General features: G+C 43.1%; 17 protein-coding genes and 2 riboswitches. Of the genes, 7 read left to right on the forward strand and 10 right to left on the reverse strand.

Going from position 1 to position 15,504, the window contains the following annotated elements:
• Nucleotides 1–89: 89 nt before the first annotated feature.
• The 3 genes from BK139_RS10425 (at nucleotide 90) to tenA (ending at nucleotide 2,270) form a co-directional block, all read left to right on the forward strand.
• Nucleotides 90–473, forward strand: a complete 384-nt coding sequence (locus BK139_RS10425) for a DUF302 domain-containing protein (protein ID WP_076258328.1) — start codon at nucleotides 90–92, stop codon at nucleotides 471–473.
• A 69-nt stretch (nucleotides 474–542) separates the two neighbouring features.
• A riboswitch (TPP riboswitch) is annotated at nucleotides 543–658 on the forward strand.
• A 114-nt stretch (nucleotides 659–772) separates the two neighbouring features.
• On the forward strand, nucleotides 773–1,261 hold the full coding sequence (gene thiW, locus BK139_RS10430; protein WP_076258330.1) for an energy coupling factor transporter S component ThiW: 489 nt from the start codon (nucleotides 773–775) through the stop codon (nucleotides 1,259–1,261).
• Nucleotides 1,262–1,418: 157 nt separating this feature from the next.
• Nucleotides 1,419–1,520, forward strand: a riboswitch (TPP riboswitch).
• Nucleotides 1,521–1,580: 60 nt separating this feature from the next.
• A complete protein-coding gene (gene tenA, locus BK139_RS10435; RefSeq protein WP_076258332.1) occupies nucleotides 1,581–2,270 on the forward strand; it encodes a thiaminase II in 690 nt (229 codons plus the stop codon).
• A gap of 20 nt (nucleotides 2,271–2,290) precedes the next feature.
• Here the strand turns inward: tenA and BK139_RS10440 are convergent, their stop codons facing one another.
• The gene (locus tag BK139_RS10440) at nucleotides 2,291–2,998 is read right to left on the reverse strand and encodes a DUF1287 domain-containing protein (RefSeq protein ID WP_076258334.1); all 708 of its coding nucleotides are present in this window, start codon (nucleotides 2,996–2,998) and stop codon (nucleotides 2,291–2,293) included.
• A gap of 104 nt (nucleotides 2,999–3,102) precedes the next feature.
• On the opposite strand from BK139_RS10440, the gene BK139_RS10445 reads away from it, so the two are divergent.
• Both BK139_RS10445 and BK139_RS10450 read left to right on the forward strand, forming a co-directional pair.
• Nucleotides 3,103–3,933 carry a TIM barrel protein gene (locus BK139_RS10445; protein WP_076258336.1) on the forward strand — a complete coding sequence of 277 codons (831 nt, stop codon included), beginning with the start codon at nucleotides 3,103–3,105 and terminating at the stop codon, nucleotides 3,931–3,933.
• A 121-nt stretch (nucleotides 3,934–4,054) separates the two neighbouring features.
• Entirely contained in the window at nucleotides 4,055–4,891 is an 837-nt protein-coding gene (locus tag BK139_RS10450) for a DUF6843 domain-containing protein (RefSeq protein WP_076258338.1), read from the forward strand.
• Nucleotides 4,892–4,948: 57 nt separating this feature from the next.
• Here BK139_RS10450 and BK139_RS10455 read toward each other — a convergent pair whose 3' ends face one another.
• The 8 genes from BK139_RS10455 to BK139_RS10490 all read right to left on the reverse strand — a co-directional run bounded on the left by BK139_RS10455 (nucleotide 4,949) and on the right by BK139_RS10490 (nucleotide 12,435).
• Nucleotides 4,949–6,094 carry an MGDG synthase family glycosyltransferase gene (locus BK139_RS10455; protein ID WP_076258340.1) on the reverse strand — a complete coding sequence of 382 codons (1,146 nt, stop codon included), beginning with the start codon at nucleotides 6,092–6,094 and terminating at the stop codon, nucleotides 4,949–4,951.
• Nucleotides 6,095–6,110: 16 nt separating this feature from the next.
• Nucleotides 6,111–6,698, reverse strand: coding sequence for a DedA family protein (locus tag BK139_RS10460; RefSeq protein WP_076258342.1), 588 nt, complete (start codon nucleotides 6,696–6,698; stop codon nucleotides 6,111–6,113).
• A complete protein-coding gene (locus tag BK139_RS10465) occupies nucleotides 6,695–7,402 on the reverse strand; it encodes a polysaccharide deacetylase family protein (RefSeq protein ID WP_076258344.1) in 708 nt (235 codons plus the stop codon). The genes BK139_RS10460 and BK139_RS10465 overlap by 4 nt, the downstream gene beginning before the upstream one ends.
• A gap of 256 nt (nucleotides 7,403–7,658) precedes the next feature.
• Nucleotides 7,659–8,486, reverse strand: coding sequence for a manganese catalase (locus BK139_RS10470; protein WP_076258347.1), 828 nt, complete (start codon nucleotides 8,484–8,486; stop codon nucleotides 7,659–7,661).
• A gap of 111 nt (nucleotides 8,487–8,597) precedes the next feature.
• Nucleotides 8,598–9,605, reverse strand: a complete 1,008-nt coding sequence (locus tag BK139_RS10475) for a FecCD family ABC transporter permease (protein WP_076258350.1) — start codon at nucleotides 9,603–9,605, stop codon at nucleotides 8,598–8,600.
• Nucleotides 9,602–10,612, reverse strand: coding sequence for a FecCD family ABC transporter permease (locus BK139_RS10480; protein WP_076258444.1), 1,011 nt, complete (start codon nucleotides 10,610–10,612; stop codon nucleotides 9,602–9,604). Before BK139_RS10480 ends, BK139_RS10475 begins: the two co-directional genes overlap by 4 nt.
• Nucleotides 10,613–10,712: 100 nt before the next feature.
• The gene (locus BK139_RS10485) at nucleotides 10,713–11,639 is read right to left on the reverse strand and encodes an iron-hydroxamate ABC transporter substrate-binding protein (RefSeq protein ID WP_076258353.1); all 927 of its coding nucleotides are present in this window, start codon (nucleotides 11,637–11,639) and stop codon (nucleotides 10,713–10,715) included.
• The gene (locus BK139_RS10490; RefSeq protein WP_076258355.1) at nucleotides 11,590–12,435 is read right to left on the reverse strand and encodes an ABC transporter ATP-binding protein; all 846 of its coding nucleotides are present in this window, start codon (nucleotides 12,433–12,435) and stop codon (nucleotides 11,590–11,592) included. Before BK139_RS10490 ends, BK139_RS10485 begins: the two co-directional genes overlap by 50 nt.
• Before the next feature lie 214 nt (nucleotides 12,436–12,649).
• Here BK139_RS10490 and BK139_RS10495 point away from each other — a divergent pair, with 214 nt between their 5' ends.
• The gene (locus BK139_RS10495) at nucleotides 12,650–13,699 is read left to right on the forward strand and encodes an NAD(P)/FAD-dependent oxidoreductase (protein WP_076258358.1); all 1,050 of its coding nucleotides are present in this window, start codon (nucleotides 12,650–12,652) and stop codon (nucleotides 13,697–13,699) included.
• 111 nt (nucleotides 13,700–13,810) lie between these two features.
• Here BK139_RS10495 and BK139_RS10500 read toward each other — a convergent pair whose 3' ends face one another.
• Nucleotides 13,811–15,025 (reverse strand): MFS transporter, encoded by a 1,215-nt coding sequence (locus BK139_RS10500; protein ID WP_076258360.1) that lies wholly within the window; start codon nucleotides 15,023–15,025, stop codon nucleotides 13,811–13,813.
• 142 nt (nucleotides 15,026–15,167) lie between these two features.
• Between BK139_RS10500 and BK139_RS10505 the strand changes: the two genes are divergently transcribed.
• Nucleotides 15,168–15,503: an antibiotic biosynthesis monooxygenase family protein gene (locus BK139_RS10505; protein WP_076258363.1), complete on the forward strand. Its 336-nt coding sequence runs from the start codon at nucleotides 15,168–15,170 to the stop codon at nucleotides 15,501–15,503.
• Nucleotide 15,504 lies beyond the last annotated feature (1 nt).

Below are 15,504 nucleotides of genomic sequence, written 5' to 3' on the forward strand. Positions count from 1 at the left end.
AGCTTGGCATGTTGACAGTTAAGACTGTGTTTATTACTATACCTATAGGGGTACATGATTAATATGCCAATACTAAAGGAGATGCAGTCATGTTCGATTACACAGCTGAAACCGAAAAATCAATTGAAGAAGCGATATCCTCACTGGAAGGAAGTCTGAAGGACGAAAAGTTTGGAGTTCTATGGCAGTTTAATGTTCAGGAGAAGCTGCAGGAAAAAGGCCTGGAATATAACGAGGCATTCCATGTGTTAGAGGTTTGTAATCCGAATGAAGCACATCGCGTTTTAACACAGAATAAAATGGCCGGCTACTTCCTGCCTTGTAAAATTGTCGTTTATGAAGACAAGGGCAAAACGAAAATTGGGATGCCTAAGCCGACAAGTATGATTGAGCTAATCAATGACGAATCTGTTCAAAGCTTCGCAGCAGAAATTGAAGAGCGCTTAATCCAGTGCATCAGGAAAAGTATATAAGTTAAAAGTTTGATGACAGTGCCGGAATAATTTGTTAAGCTTGAAACAGCTTATCAAATTAAATATCTATGTAACTACTAGGGGTGCCCCGAATGTGCGGGCTGAGAGGAAAGCGCTTATAGCTTTCCGACTCTTATGGACCTGATCTGGTTAATGCCAGCGGAGGGAAGTAGGATTTGACAATCTGTCGATTCATATACTTAAACCAAGCCGGGTCCTTTGTGGGGATCCGGCCTTTTTGTATACATACTTCTCATCCTGATAAGCAATCAGGCTGCCCTTTTAGAAAGGAGGTTTAGATGAAAAGAACCCGATTGTTAACTACTATGGCTTTATTTACGGCGATTGGGACACTGGGATCCCATTTGCTCTGGTTCCCGGCAGGTATAGCCAAAGCCTATCCGGTCCAGCATGCGGTGAATGTATTGGCCGCGGTGACGCTTGGCCCCTTGCCTGCAGCAGGCGTCGCTTTTATGATTGCTTTGCTTCGTAATCTGCTTGGATTCGGGACGCTGCTTGCGTTTCCAGGCGGCATGATCGGTGCGTTTTTGGCTGGTGTCCTTTATTTGAAATTCGGCCGGAAAATATGGGCTGTAGTGGGAGAGGTGGTGGGCACCGGCATAATCGGTGCATTGTTTACCGTTCCATACGCAAAGTTTCTCATGGGCAGTGCAGCTGGTGCATTCTTCTTTGTGCCGCCGTTTCTGGTCAGCAGCATTGCCGGTGCGTCGATAGGCTGGATAGTATTAGCGAAGGTTAAAGAGAAGAATTTGGTTCAGAATATGTGATGATTTTGGGCTGGTAAAGCTAGTTGAGTAAGCAGGTAAGCGAGTGCAGCATAGCAACCTGACTTTATGAGCATTTTCAAGAGTTATGGGCAAAATTCAAAATTTATGAGCGAAAACATCAAGTTAGACAATCGATAAAAAATAATTAATAATGTGAGAAAACTGCTAGGGGCGCTACGGCTGAGATAAGGAGCTTTTCCTTTGTCCCTTGGAACCTGATCTGGATAATGCCAGCGCAGGGAAGCAGTGAGGACCTCAATATAAATCCTCATGCTTTTTCCCCGGCAGCTTCTGTATTTAATTAAGGAGGCTATTTTTTATGACTTTTTCAGAGATACTGCGCAAGGAAAATGAAGATTTGTTTCAGCTGATATTTGAACATCCATTTGTCCAGGGTATCGGGAGAGGGGATGTGCCGAAAGAGGCACTGGCTCATTACATTAAAGCGGACTTTGAGTATTTGAATGCGTTCATGCATATTTATGGGATTGCCATTTCAAAGTCTGCAGAGCGTAAGGATATTGCTTATTTTAATCAGCAAATAGAATTCGTATTGAACAGCGAAGTACATCCCCACCATAATTTTTGCCAGCAGATTGGCGTGGATTACGAAGCATTGCAGGGTTATCCGCTCCCGCCAACAGCTGATCATTATGTTAAGCACATGATGTATCATGCCCACACAGGCGGCATGGGTGAAATCCTTTCTGCATTATTGCCTTGTCCATGGACTTATTGGGAGATTGGGCTTGAGCTCATGAAGCAATATGAGCCAGATGAGAACCATCCGTTTTATCCGTGGATCTCTTTTTATGCAAATTTAAGGGTCGAAGCTGTGACCATGAATATGAGAAACCGTTTGGATGAGCTTGCTGATGCGGCATCACCGGAAGAAAGGCAGCGAATGAAGGACGCTTTCCGAAAAAGCTGCCAGCTGGAGCTTGGCTTCTGGGAGATGGCTTATACCTGCGAAGAGTGGCCGGCGGGCAGTCCGGCGGCAGTAAGATAAGAAAAACGCCTGCATCTGCTTTATGGCAGCGCAGGCGTTTTTTCAAAATCCCATCTGTAATGAGCGGTAATGGGAGTCTTAAAAGAAGATAGTTTTACTTCTGCTGCAAATGGTGTGGAGTTATGTATCACGTATGGAATGCCATCCTTCGTCCGCTTGTCAGATATGATTGCCGCATGGTCGAATTTAGGGGAAAGAAAAACCACGATGTCACCCGGCTGCCATTGCTTAAGGTTCTTAACATCTCCTGGAATCAGTTCTGTTGTTAATGACATTGCGAACCGGCTAAAAAAGATATTCTGGTTTGGCACCCTTCTGAAATCAATGTTCGGGTCAGGCTTGCCCTGGACTCTTGAATACAAGTCCGTATTCCCGGCGATATCCTGATCAATAAGATCCTTTATGATTACATCAGCTCCTTGGAATCCTCTCCATATCACGTCTGTACAGACACCTTCGCCATCGGGCGGATAGCCTCCCGCATAGTAGGCACTTTTATATGGCGTGCGCTGTTCCACTTCTTTTCTGGCTGTCTGGACCATATCAAGCGGATCAGCAATGCCGTTTTGATTTGAATCGGCCTGTGAGTAATCAGAGGGCACCTCCAGTTTCTTTGCAATTGGATTTCCAAAATGAATGCCGATGGAATCCAGAATAATTCCGCTCCGGAAAAAAAGAATGAATAATAACATTACTCCAATTATTGATGTAAATACCTTTTTAAACATAAAGTACACCTCACCTATTTTACTGAATAGACGGCATTATTTCCCAATAAGTTACATGAAGGTATGATAAGATTGTTATAACAATTCATAAGAGAGGGGATATAATGGTTCATAAAATAGGGGTATCAGGAAGCGTCATTTTGTCAGACAGCAAGCTGTTTCATAAACTTTTTAAAAGTTATTTGCCGCATATTGAGATAGGGGAATTTCAAGATGAGGAATCCTTTCAATGCTTTATTGAATTGCTGGGCAAAACAAACAAAAGCTTTGGTCTTCATTCGCCTCTTTTCCGGGGACAAAGCAAATACGATCTTCTGGAAAAGGTCAGTATGAATCCAGAGGAAGCCTGGATCCAGTTAGAGGCGGAAGTGGAAAGGATGTCCCGGCTTGGTGCTGAATACATATTGGTGCACTTTCCTTACTTTAAAAAGGAAACAAGTGGGAATCCGGCAGAGATCATTGAGGAGGGACTCAAGAAACTCAGTGCTCTTCAGAGAAAATATGGGATTATGATTGTGTGTGAACCTAAAGTGGGATTCAAGCAATCGCCAGCAGGAATTCAATATCTTGACCATTTTCCTGTAGAGACATGGAGGAAATACGGACTTGGCCTTTGTGTTGATATCGGGGATTATATATTAGCCGCAGGGGAGAAGGCCATAAATTATATAGAAAAATGGTCCGGGTTTGTAAGAGTTGTTCATTTACATAACATTGAATACCAGGGCGATAAATATATTTGGGTGCCTGTGCATCCATCTCATGAGAATGATGGGCATCATAAAATTAAGAAGCTGATGGATTTTTTAGCAACGGAATGTGAGGGTGTATTTTTTGTCATGGAGTACACACCACACACAAACCCTTCGGAAAAAATGGCAGAAGAAGGAGTTGAATGGGCAATAGAAGTCATTGAGGCCGGGTCTGTCAGGTAGGGGAGCAGGCCTCCCCACATTCCTTCTGCGCAACTTTATATAGGGAGTATGGGAAATGCCTTGTTTGTATGCTGTATATATGTGAAATTAATCACAATATAAAGGGAGGGAATTTATATCAATGCTGGGATCAAAAATAAAAACGGCCCTGCAGGCTTCCATTCTTTTTACCTTTGGATTTTGGCTTCTCTTTTTCTTTTCTGAGGGGGAACTGTTTTCTTTTTTCCTGATCGTGGTTTTTTTGTACTGTTTATTCGGAAATGTTATATACGGCATTCCGGTTTCACTGCTTTCTGAGTTTCTAACCAGAAATCTGGCAGTATGGCGATTCCCGGCATCTGCATTTATACATACCTTTTTAGCTGCTGTGACTTATTTTATTGTGGAAGGGTTTGCTTATTATGCAGTAATTGCTGCGGTTCTTTTCTTTTTGGTTGACGAGTGGCGAAAGTGGGACCGTGAGATGCCAGGAGGCAGGAGAATTACCATAAATACAGCCGGGTTTCTCATCGCCTGTCTGCTCCCGGCAGGGTTCTTTTGGATGCTCCAGCAGGCAGATCTGGAAGAGAAAACGCATGACCTTTATCTAATTCCAAAAGGGTATACTGGTCAGGTGAGAATTGTTCATGAGATAGAGATTGCTCCTGCGCCTGAGACAGAAGGGGAGTATGATGTATTTCGGGTGAATGACAGGGGATATGCCATTACCTCTTTACCGCAGAGTGAAGGGTATATTGAAGACTTGTACTATTATGTGGATGACAAGGGAAAGCGTGAACCTATACCGGACAGCTGTATTTCACATGGCGGAGCAGGCGGTGTACAGGGAGACGGATATGATTATTCGTATACCTATTTTTCGGTTGGCTGTGAGGAAGACATAGCTGATCAGGGCGATGGCCCAGGTATTGAGGATATTCTTTATGAAGAAGGATTAATCAATCAAACGTTTGATTGAAAATGTAAGACAGCCTGGAGATTCCAGGCTGTTTATATATTTTAATGACCTGAAATTTTACTTGATAGTTGGAACGGCTCTCAAGGAATGAACAGTGTCCGGCGTTTTTCTGCCGGTGCTTTTAATTGAAATGAAGATGGCATAGTCCAAAGGGCAAGTGACTTTTTCCAGATAAGAATCAATGTGTTTTCTTAGACTAATTATAGCTTCTTCGTTTTTAAGCTGTTCAGTAATTTGTTTGTCGGAAATGACCGTCACCAGATGTTTCTCAAGCAAATAGTCCAAATTGATTTCCTCTTGTCCTGGAAGTGAGGTATGGACCAGAATAGGAAGCTTCTTTTGCAGCGCTTCACTAATTGTCACTCCGCCTGGTTTGGTCAAAATAGCATCCGCTTTATTATAAAGCCGGTTCATTTCGTAGGGGTCTTCAATATATCCAATTGGCTCGATCTGCTTTGAATCAAGTGCATTGAGTGAGCTATATAATTCGTCATTATTTCCGCACAGGATCAGAAATCGAATATGAGGAACCTTTTGTATAGATTCTATAAAATCACAGTTTACTAAGCCGCTGTTTCCTCCTGCAACCAGGATATGGCGTATCCGGTTATCTTTCTTAAATGGAACCGGGAGGTGATAGGCAGAATGAACCGGAATGCCCGTAACAAAAATTTGATCATCCGGAATATGGTGTTTATTAATAAGCTTTTCCTTCGCCTCAGTATGAGGAACGAAATGAAAGTCTATTCCGCGTTTTCCCCAAATATCATTTATAAAAAAATCCGTGTAAACATTCACCGCAGTAATGTCCCGGTATCGTCCCTTTTGCTTGAGTGAACTGATGATCCCGGATGGAAAAGAATGAGTGCAAAATATTAAATCAGGATTTTCTTCATCAAGGAACTTCTGCATTTTTCTTTCAAAATAATAGGATAGAACCTGTAAATCAGGCTGCAATTTAAAAGGATGCTGTTTATACATAATCGTGTAATATAAGGCTCTGTAAAGGAAAGGAGCACCCAGGAATCCTTTTAAGTATATACCTGAGACCAGCTTTTCAAGCTTATCACTGCAATAGGAAAGAAAGTCGACTATTTTGATTTCCGCATCAGGATATTGGCTTTGAATATGGTCCTGAAGTGTGTTGGCAACTTTTGAATGCCCCGTGGGGAATTGAAATAAAGGGAGCAGGAGAACTTTCATGATACCCTCCTTTCTGTCAGTTGGATTTAGTTTTCGTATTTTTAACTAGCATGTAAATTATAAATAAAACTAATAATACAACCCCTAGATATGGAACATACTCAGGATTTATATCTAAGAAACTTCCTGCAAAGTATCCTGCTGCGATGACTGGGAGCACCCAGCATAAGGATCCTGCCGCAGAATATAGAAGATACTGATGAAAAGGAACTTTTGAAATGCCGGCAAAGTACGGGCTGATCTGACGTATTCCCGGCATATAAAAACCCGCAAAAATCATAAAGCGATGATTTTCCATGTACTTTTTCTGTGCGGTATTCCATCTCTTTTCCGTGATGCCAATATACCTGCCATATTTTCTGAGAAAGGGCGTCCCTGCTTTTTTACCGATCCAATAGGCTGAAAGCATTCCGAGCAGCACACCTGCTTCAGCGCACACAGCAGATACGGCAAAGCTTAATTTGTGATTTCCAATTAACACGCCAATCAGGAACAATAGCGATTCTTCCGGAGCTGGAATGCCGACAATCCCGAAAAATAAAAAGAGAAAGATGATCCAGTACCCGTATGACGAAATAAATTCAATAATGGTTTCAGTACTCATGTGCGATGCCCCTGATATTCTTCTTTTAAAGAAATAAATTGGATCCCTTTCAGTGCTGCCTGCTGCAAATACTCGTCCAGATGGCTAATCATATGTTCAGGTGCACTGGAGTCGGCCCCAAGAGTTTCACCGCTGTCGTGGAGAAGAAAAATACGGCCAGGCACGGTTTCTTTTGCAAGCGACTCGGAAAGGGTGTTCCTGATATGCTTGATCTTCCAATCTTTGAAAATCCCCGACCACATAATAATCTTATAATTCCTTGCTGTCCAAAGGGTAAATAAATTGAAGTGGCCCCATGGCGGACGGTAGAAATAGACTTCTTCATTAATTGTTTCTTCAATAATTTGTTTTGTTTGCTCCAGTTGTTTTTTTAATAATCCCGGTGAAAGGATCCAGCTTGAGATATGCCGGTAATGATGGATTCCAATTGTATGCCCTTCTGCCTGCATTCTTTTAAGCAGCAATGGATGCTTGGCTGCTTTTTCCCCGACAACAAAAAAGGCTGCCTTTGCTTCATGTTTTTTTAAGATATCCAGGAGCCTCCCGGTATACTGGGGATCTGGACCATCATCAAAGGTTAATGCAATGGAATTTGGCTGCGTTATATCTTTTACAATTCCCCATTTCAGCGAACGTATGAGTAAAGTGGGCAGAACTGCGTAACTAATAAATATAATCAATGCGGCGGTAAAAAAATAAATCATGCAAACTAGATCCTTTCCGGCGGTTGAATTATTTATTTTCATTCCCTTTTAATAGTGAGGGTAACCTTAATGTTCAGAGTGAATGCAAGGAAATTATTCTATTCAGGATTTAAGGTGAGATGGTTTTATCATATAAAAAATTTGAAGGAAGTCAATGGAGAGGATGGATATGAAAGAGGAAAACCAGCCCAATTCAATCAAACGTTTGATTGAAAAAACAACCAGGCTGAATGCTTCAGCCTGTCTTGTTCGGAATTTATTTTAAATCCATTGGCAATGTGTTATGAAGATTTGGAGGTGCCGGCTTAAGCATTGGCTTGTCACCTTCCGGCTTTGGATTGCTTACATATTTGTATTCTCCCTGGCCATCAAGAGCAGGGCCCTGTGCCCATCTGCCAGTGCTGCTTTCTTCGCCTGCTGACAGGTTGTAGAGTGTGTAGGCGACATCTGTGCGCTCATTTTCACGAGGGAAGGTGCTCGGGACAAGCAGGCCTTCTTTTTCTTCAAGCTCTGCAATCGCAGCAGCCCATTGGTTTTGGTGGTAGGCGTCTCTTGCAATCAGGACGGAAAGCAGATCTTTAATGCCCTTATCATCAGTCATTTCATAGAGACGGGCAGCCTGCAGGCGGCCCTGCGATTCTGCATTTAAGTTTGAACGGAAGTCTGCTAATAAGTTTCCGCTGGCTGTAATATAAGTCCCCATCCAAGGGTTCCCAACACTGTCAGCCGGTCGTGCGCCAAGTCCGGAGACAATGGCATGCTGAGGATTCATTCCTCCCATGATCGCTCCTACCACTGGATCCTTCGCTGCTTCTTCCTGCTGATTAACTGGGGCATCGTCCATCAGTCTGGCAACCATTGTAGCGAGCATTTCCACATGTCCAATTTCCTCAGTTCCAATATCGAGGAGAAGATCACGATATTTTTCATTTCCGCGAGTGGCCCAGCCCTGAAACATGTACTGCATGGCGACAGTCATTTCACCATATTGGCCGCCAATCAATTCCTGAAGCTTTTTGGCAAAAATGGGATCCGGACGTTCCGGCTTCGCTTCAAATTGCAATTCCTTTACATGAAAAAACATCTAAATTCCTCCAATTCTATTAAACTGTTAAATGAAAAGACTCTATATATTTGCCCAAGAATTCCAGAAAAAAACATAAAAAATAAAAAAAATGACGTGCAGGCCGGCACGTCATTTCTTTAATAATAGATACATAAAATATGGAGCTCCGATAATCGCAACCATAATTCCGGCTGGCAGGCCGTCCGGATCAGCCAGGTTCCGGCCGAGCGTGTCGGCGAATAGGAGCAGCCAGCCGCCTAAAAGAATGGAGATCGGAAGGAAAAGCTGATTCCGCGGCCCGACAAGTGCTTTAGCCATATGCGGTGCAATTAATCCAATAAAGGCAATTCCGCCGGTTACAGACACAGCCGAAGCCGCCAGTGCAACGGCTGTAAGCAGAAGGGTAATCCGCTCTTTTTCAATGGATACTCCAATGCCGATGGCGACAGGCTCACTTAAGCTTAATAGATTCAAACGATTTGCTTTATATAATGTGAATGGAATAAGCACAAGCAGCCAGGGGAGTAGTGCCCAGATGAAAGGCCAATCTGTTCCCCAGATATTCCCTGACAGCCATTTTGCTATGAAATCGACTTTTTCTCTTTCAGCTGAGGAAATCAGGACAATCATCACACCGGATAGCGCCATGGAGAACCCGACTCCGACGAGCACCATTTTTACAGGCGAAAGCCCCTCGTCTTTTTTATAAGAAAAAGCATAGATGAGAATAGCAGTAAGCAAAGCACCGAAAAATGCGCATAATGGCAGCATGTAGACGAAAGTACCTGCTTCAATCGGGATGAACAGAAAGAAAACGGCGACCGCAACCCCTGCACCGGAATTTATGCCGATGATGCCTGGGTCCGCCAGGTCATTGCGTGTGATTCCCTGTAAAATCGCACCCGATAACGCCAGTGCCATGCCGGCTAACACTGTGATAAACACTCTCGGCAGCCGTATGGAAAATAACACAAACTCCTCTTTAAAAGTTCCCTGTCCCAGGATGGTCGGGATTAACCGGTCATAGGAAAGGGAGGCATAGCCTAATCCCATTCCAATAACAATGGTAACAATAATAAGTACTGATAAAAAGGCCATTAAAATTCGCTGTTTTTTTACTAACTCCGGCTGAATCATGAGAACGCCTTACCCCCTTTATGAACAATGAACAGGAAGAAAGGCAGCCCCATTACGGCAATGATGGCCGCCACAGGAGTTTCGTAAGGAGCATTGATGGTTCTCCCGAGTGTATCGGCAAGAAGCATGAATGACGCTCCTGTGAGAGCTGACATGGGAAGAATAAAACGATAATCGGTACCGACTATAGCACGGACGATATGAGGCACCATCAATCCGATAAATGCCATATTGCCGACCAGTGCAACAGCTGCCCCTGCAAGCAGGGTGACTAAGATAAACAGGATGAATTTAATTTGAGTTGTATTTTGTCCCAATCCTACAGCCACTTCTTCGTTTAAGCTTAGTATCGTAAGCTGCCTGGAAAGAAAAAGGGAAACAAGTATGCCTGCTGATATAACCGGTACAATCATTTGCAGCTGGGTCCAGGATGTGCCGACGAGCCCGCCTGCTGTCCACAAGCTGACATCTTTTGAAATCTTAAAAAAGATGCCGGTGCCTTCAGCTATTGCAAAAAGGAAGGCAGAAACGGCGGCTCCGGCTAAAACGATTCGAATCGGAGAAAAGCCTCCTTTTTTCATGGCGCCAATGCCGAAAACCATCCCTGCACCGATAGCCGCACCGATGAAACAGGCGAACAGAATTCCAATGTAATTTGCTGAAGGGATAAGAACAAGAGTTATGGCAAGCGCAGCATTTGCTCCGGCCGTTAATCCGAGCAGGCCTGGATCAGCAAGAGGGTTTCTTGTCATTCCCTGCATGATGGCGCCAGAGATGCTAAGAGCTGCTCCGACAAAAATGGCCGCAATTTCACGGGGCAGACGGATTTCACGAATGATGGAGATTTTTTCTCCGGAAGCATTGGAGGTTAGTGCAAGCCAAACATCTCTGACCGTAACATCGGCTGCCCCGAACACACAGGCAGCCACAAACATGCCGGCAAAAATGATGAGGCCTGCCGCAAGTTTATATATAAATGGAATGAAGGGTTGAGTATCTTTAGTCATTGTACTTCCATCTTTCTTCGGGTTTGTTTTTGCCATTCGGGAACTGTGTTTTTAAATAGGAAAGAGGAATTCCTAAAAATTAAGAATCCCTCCTGCAGTATTAGTTGCCTAAAAATGATTCTTTAAAGAACTCCAACTGTGCATCAAGTGTGATTGGATCACTGAAGGAAGCGCCATTGCCTTCCATTTCAAAGACACGATTATTTTTCACAGCAGGGATATTTTTGTACGTATCGGTTTCCTGGAATGAATGATCTGCATCAGAGTATTTGCTTATCACCATATAATCTCCTGCATACTCCGGAAGCACTTCAGCTGAAATGGCATAGTAGCCATCTTTTAAGGCCATTTCCTTAACCTTTTCAGGCATTTTTAAGTCCATTGCCTGATACAGGATTTCAGTTCCGCGTGCCCAGTTATCGCCAAAAACATAAAGCTGTTTGTCGAAGATTTCAAATACTGAAACGGTTGCATCTTCGCCAATTTTTGCGCGGATGTCTTCCCCGGCCGCTTCAGCACGCTGTTTGAAATCAGCTACCCATTTCTTTGCTTCTTCCTCTTTATTAAGAAGCTTTCCGATTTCCTCATGCTGAGAAAGATAATCTAATTTACCCCATGTATACGTTACAGTTGGTGCAATTTCCTTAAGTTTATCGTAGTTTTTAACAGTAGATAAGGCAATAATCAAGTCTGGTTCCAGTTCAATAATTTTTTCAAGGTTATCTTCAGATACTTCTTCAGCATCCTTCAATTGTTCTTCAAAACGAGGATTGTTTTTGGACCAGGTATCCACTCCGACGATATTTACGCCTAATTGCATAACATTTCCTGTAAAGCCTGAAAGGAGGACAACTCTCTTAGGGTCAGCAGGTACCTCAACCGGTCCTGTTTCAGATTCATATGTGATTGTACCTGACTTTTTATCTTCCTTTGGTTCAGACGAGCTCGTATCTTTTTCTTCTGTATTGCCGCAGGCGCTAATTAGCAGAAGCAGCAAGATCGTAAATGGGATCAATAGTTTCTTCATGTTGATTTTCTCCTTTTAGTAAATTATAAGTTATACACATTGGTTTATTTGTGCGGGGATCGCGTCCAATGACTGCATCAATATTGAACACTTTCCTTAAAACATCCTGTGTAATGACTTCTTCATAGCTTCCTGATTTAACAATCTCACCATCTTTTAATGCGACGATATGGTCGGCAAAACGGGCTGCCTGGTTTAAATCATGGAGGACCATTACAATGGTACGCTCCTGTTCCTCATTCAGCTTTTGAAGAAGTTCGAGAACTTCAAGTTGGTGTGCCATATCTAAATAGGTGGTTGGTTCATCAAGGAAAATGATGTCTGTTTCCTGTGCAAGTGCCATGGCGATCCACACTCTCTGGCGCTGGCCGCCTGACAGAGCATCTACAGGCCGAAATTTAAATTCTTTGGTTCCTGTCACTTCGAGAGCCCAGTCAATGACTTCATAATCCTTTTTCGTCAATCTTCCGAATCCTTTTTGATATGGAAAGCGGCCGTATGAGACGAGCTCGCCTACTGTTAAACCGCTTGCACTTTCAGGTGTTTGAGGCAGGATCGCCATCTTCCTGGCAAGGATTTTCGTATTTTCCTTTGAAATGTTTTCCCCATCTAAGATGACAGTGCCTGATTGATGGGAAATGATTCGGGTAATGGCTTTTAGAAGGGTTGATTTCCCACAGCCATTTGGACCAATGATGGTTGTGATTTTCTTATCGGGAATCTGGACGCTGAGATCCTTTACAATTAGCCGTTCGCTATACCCAATGTTCAAGCCATCTGTATATAGACGGACCATTATGTAACCTCCGTTTATGTGAAAATTTTATTTTAATTAGTGATAATGATTATCAGTGTCGGTTCCTTTTTACTATAAGTCTAGTTAAGTTATAAGTCAACAGTATTTAAAGGAAAAGCACAAAGGGAAATTTTCATTGTCAAAGAAGAAGAAAGGACGTATAGTTGAAGTGAGAATGATAATCAATAATAATTGGTTATAGGAGTGAACGGATATGAAGCAGATGGACATTTTTGATGTAACGGTTATAGGAGGAGGTCCGGCGGGGCTATACTCTGCCTTTTACAGCGGTTTAAGGGAAATGAAAACGAAACTGATTGAATTTCAGCCGAAGCTGGGCGGAAAGATCCATGTGTACCCCGAAAAAATGATTTGGGATGTCGGCGGGTTAACTCCAACTCCTGGAGCAAAGCTGATTGAACAGCTGGTCGAGCAGGGGCTGACCTTTAATCCGACGGTTGTCCTAAATGAAAAGGTGGAATCCATCAGTAAAAATGAAGATGGAGTTTTTGTTTTAAAAGGGTCTTCAGGAGAAGAGCATTACTCAAAAACAGTGATTGTGGCAGTTGGCAGCGGTATTCTAAAGCCGCAAAAGCTGCAAATTGAAGGCGCAGAGCGCTTTGAGGTCTCCAATCTGAACTATACTGTTAAGTCACTTGCACACTTTAAGGATAAAACAGTTATTGTTTCAGGAGGAGGGAATTCGGCAGTGGATTGGGCCAATGAATTAGAGCCCGTTGCCGGGCAGGTATACATCACTTGCAGAAGAGATGCCCTAACTGGTCATGAAGCTCAGGTTTCACAGCTGATGAATAGTTCGGTTATCTGCATTAACCATACCTCCATCACCAAATTAATTGCCGGCGGAAATCACGAGGAAATTGAACAGGTGGAATTGACCAATAATGAATCGGGCGAGGTTTCATATCTTGCCATCGATGAAGTGGTGATTAACCATGGATATGAGCAGGATACGGAACTCTTGAAAAATAGCAATTTGCATATTAATATGCTGGAAGATTTCTATATTGCCGGTAATGCAAACAGCGAGACGTCAGTTGAAGGGCTATATGCTGCCGGGGATATTCTTAAGCATGATGGCAAGCTTCACTTGATTGCGGGAGCCTTCCAGGATGCTGCGAATGCAGTCAATAAAGCGAAGCAGTACATTGAACCTGATGCAGCCGGGGCAGCGATGGTTTCATCACATAATGATGTTTTTAAAAAGAGGAACCGGGAATTGGTGAAGCAACTGGTTCGCTAGGGGCATAAGCGCACATAAAATAAGGCTATCCGCACATAAACTATAAAAACACCAGGCAATAAGGCAAAATAGCAGTAAAAAAAAGGCCCACACGATGTGAGCCGTTTTTTTTTACGTACTGATCTTTTCTTTTATCTGTACTTCGGTCCGAATCTGTTTGGATTTAACAAAGAAAGCAGCCGTCATGACTAAGGATAGTATACCGAAGATCACGACCATTACCTGAAGTCCAACGGCATCCAGCAGGAATCCTGTCAGCAGGAGCACAATTTGGAAAATAACACGATCAAGCATGTTTCGGAAGGAGAAGAATCTTCCGTGGAATTCCTTTGGCACCCTTGTTTGAAAAATGGTGGCTGCAGTTGGGAAGAAGCAGCCAACGGCAAATCCGAATACAAAGAAGGCCGCAATGGATAGAACGGGCACATCCGCAAAGTACAGAAGCAGCTGTGAGACGCCAATGACAAATGAGAAGAAAAATAAAATAGCATATGGCGAACGCTTTTGGCTGATTTGCTTGACGATAAATGCGCCGAGCATGAAGCCAATTCCTTCTGCAGTATAAATTAACCCTTTAATGGATGAGCTGTCCTGAAGCTCGCTGATGTTGATGACCATCAGATTGAACCCCCCAAGAAACAGCAGCGGGACCAGGGTTAAGATCAGTGTCATGAATACAATGGGGAGGCCTTTAATAATCGGGAAAACCTCCTTGAATCCTCCACTGTTTTTCGCAGATTCTTTTCCAGGGCCTTGCTTTTCCCCTTTTTCTTCGAAGTCCATAAACCAGGTTAAACCGAATAGAGCCAGATAAGCGACCAGCGACCCGATATAAAGCATGGATAATGGCAGAATGACTAACAGAACACCAGCCAGTGCTGTACCTAATATCCTCGAAAGAGTGGACACATTCATGTGCACACCATTCAGCTGAAGCAAATCTTTCTCGGCAACTACAAGAGGGATGGCTGCCTGCAGTGCAGGAAAGTAAAAGGCCGCTGACAATTGAATCATAACCAGGAACAGAACCATCCACCACACAGATCCCGTTTGAATAGCAATCAGCATGAAAATAACACTGATGGCCCTGACAAATCCTGCTCCGAGCATTACCGTCTTTTTATTCAGCTGGTCTGTAATTTTGCCGGCAAAGGGGCCGACTGCAATTCCTGCGAGCAAACCGGATGCAAGAATAAGTGATTTAAGGAAATCAGAAGGAACCTTTTCCTGCATAAACTCCAGGTTTCCTATAATGCCAAGCCAAAGGCCCAGACCTGCTATAAATTCACCGGTTAAAAGAATCCACACATTTTTATTTTTCCACATATAACGGCCTCACAATTAGTAAAATTTCGATAATCTAAAGATACTATAAACTTACAAAATAATGAATCTATTTTTTAAAACAGTTGAAAATGAAAATCGTTATCAATTATAATAACAAAAAAGAACTGAGGAGGAAATAGGCATGTTTATTCAATTAAAGACAATTATGGTTAAAGAGGGCCATGGGGATAAAATGGTGGACCGCTTTGCAGGAGAAGGAATCATCGAAGAGCAGCCCGGATTTCTTGATTTGAATGTATTAAAGAAAAAACAGCGCAGCGGAGAGGAAGAAATCATTGTTATGATCCGCTGGGAATCTGAAGAAGCATGGAAGGCTTGGGAAACAAGCGATGTACATCTTGCTGGCCATCGTGCGAATCGCGGGAAGCCAAAGCCTGAATTTATTATTGAAAGCCGCCAGGATGTATATCATGTGCTGGGGCAAAAGCAATACAGAGAGCCTGCAGAAGTCAAATAAA

Source organism: Paenibacillus sp. FSL R5-0490, assembly GCF_001956215.1.
Classification (GTDB): domain Bacteria; phylum Bacillota; class Bacilli; order Bacillales; family Cytobacillaceae; genus Cytobacillus.

Coding starts and splice junctions, on each gene's coding strand:
- BK139_RS10425 (WP_076258328.1), top strand. CDS start 90: ATGTTCGATTACACAGCTGAAACCGAAAAATCAATTGAAGAAGCGATA.
- thiW (WP_076258330.1), top strand. CDS start 773: ATGAAAAGAACCCGATTGTTAACTACTATGGCTTTATTTACGGCGATT.
- tenA (WP_076258332.1), top strand. CDS start 1,581: ATGACTTTTTCAGAGATACTGCGCAAGGAAAATGAAGATTTGTTTCAG.
- BK139_RS10440 (WP_076258334.1), bottom strand. CDS start 2,998: ATGTTTAAAAAGGTATTTACATCAATAATTGGAGTAATGTTATTATTC.
- BK139_RS10445 (WP_076258336.1), top strand. CDS start 3,103: ATGGTTCATAAAATAGGGGTATCAGGAAGCGTCATTTTGTCAGACAGC.
- BK139_RS10450 (WP_076258338.1), top strand. CDS start 4,055: ATGCTGGGATCAAAAATAAAAACGGCCCTGCAGGCTTCCATTCTTTTT.
- BK139_RS10455 (WP_076258340.1), bottom strand. CDS start 6,094: ATGAAAGTTCTCCTGCTCCCTTTATTTCAATTCCCCACGGGGCATTCA.
- BK139_RS10460 (WP_076258342.1), bottom strand. CDS start 6,698: ATGAGTACTGAAACCATTATTGAATTTATTTCGTCATACGGGTACTGG.
- BK139_RS10465 (WP_076258344.1), bottom strand. CDS start 7,402: ATGATTTATTTTTTTACCGCCGCATTGATTATATTTATTAGTTACGCA.
- BK139_RS10470 (WP_076258347.1), bottom strand. CDS start 8,486: ATGTTTTTTCATGTAAAGGAATTGCAATTTGAAGCGAAGCCGGAACGT.
- BK139_RS10475 (WP_076258350.1), bottom strand. CDS start 9,605: ATGATTCAGCCGGAGTTAGTAAAAAAACAGCGAATTTTAATGGCCTTT.
- BK139_RS10480 (WP_076258444.1), bottom strand. CDS start 10,612: ATGACTAAAGATACTCAACCCTTCATTCCATTTATATATAAACTTGCG.
- BK139_RS10485 (WP_076258353.1), bottom strand. CDS start 11,639: ATGAAGAAACTATTGATCCCATTTACGATCTTGCTGCTTCTGCTAATT.
- BK139_RS10490 (WP_076258355.1), bottom strand. CDS start 12,435: ATGGTCCGTCTATATACAGATGGCTTGAACATTGGGTATAGCGAACGG.
- BK139_RS10495 (WP_076258358.1), top strand. CDS start 12,650: ATGAAGCAGATGGACATTTTTGATGTAACGGTTATAGGAGGAGGTCCG.
- BK139_RS10500 (WP_076258360.1), bottom strand. CDS start 15,025: ATGTGGAAAAATAAAAATGTGTGGATTCTTTTAACCGGTGAATTTATA.
- BK139_RS10505 (WP_076258363.1), top strand. CDS start 15,168: ATGTTTATTCAATTAAAGACAATTATGGTTAAAGAGGGCCATGGGGAT.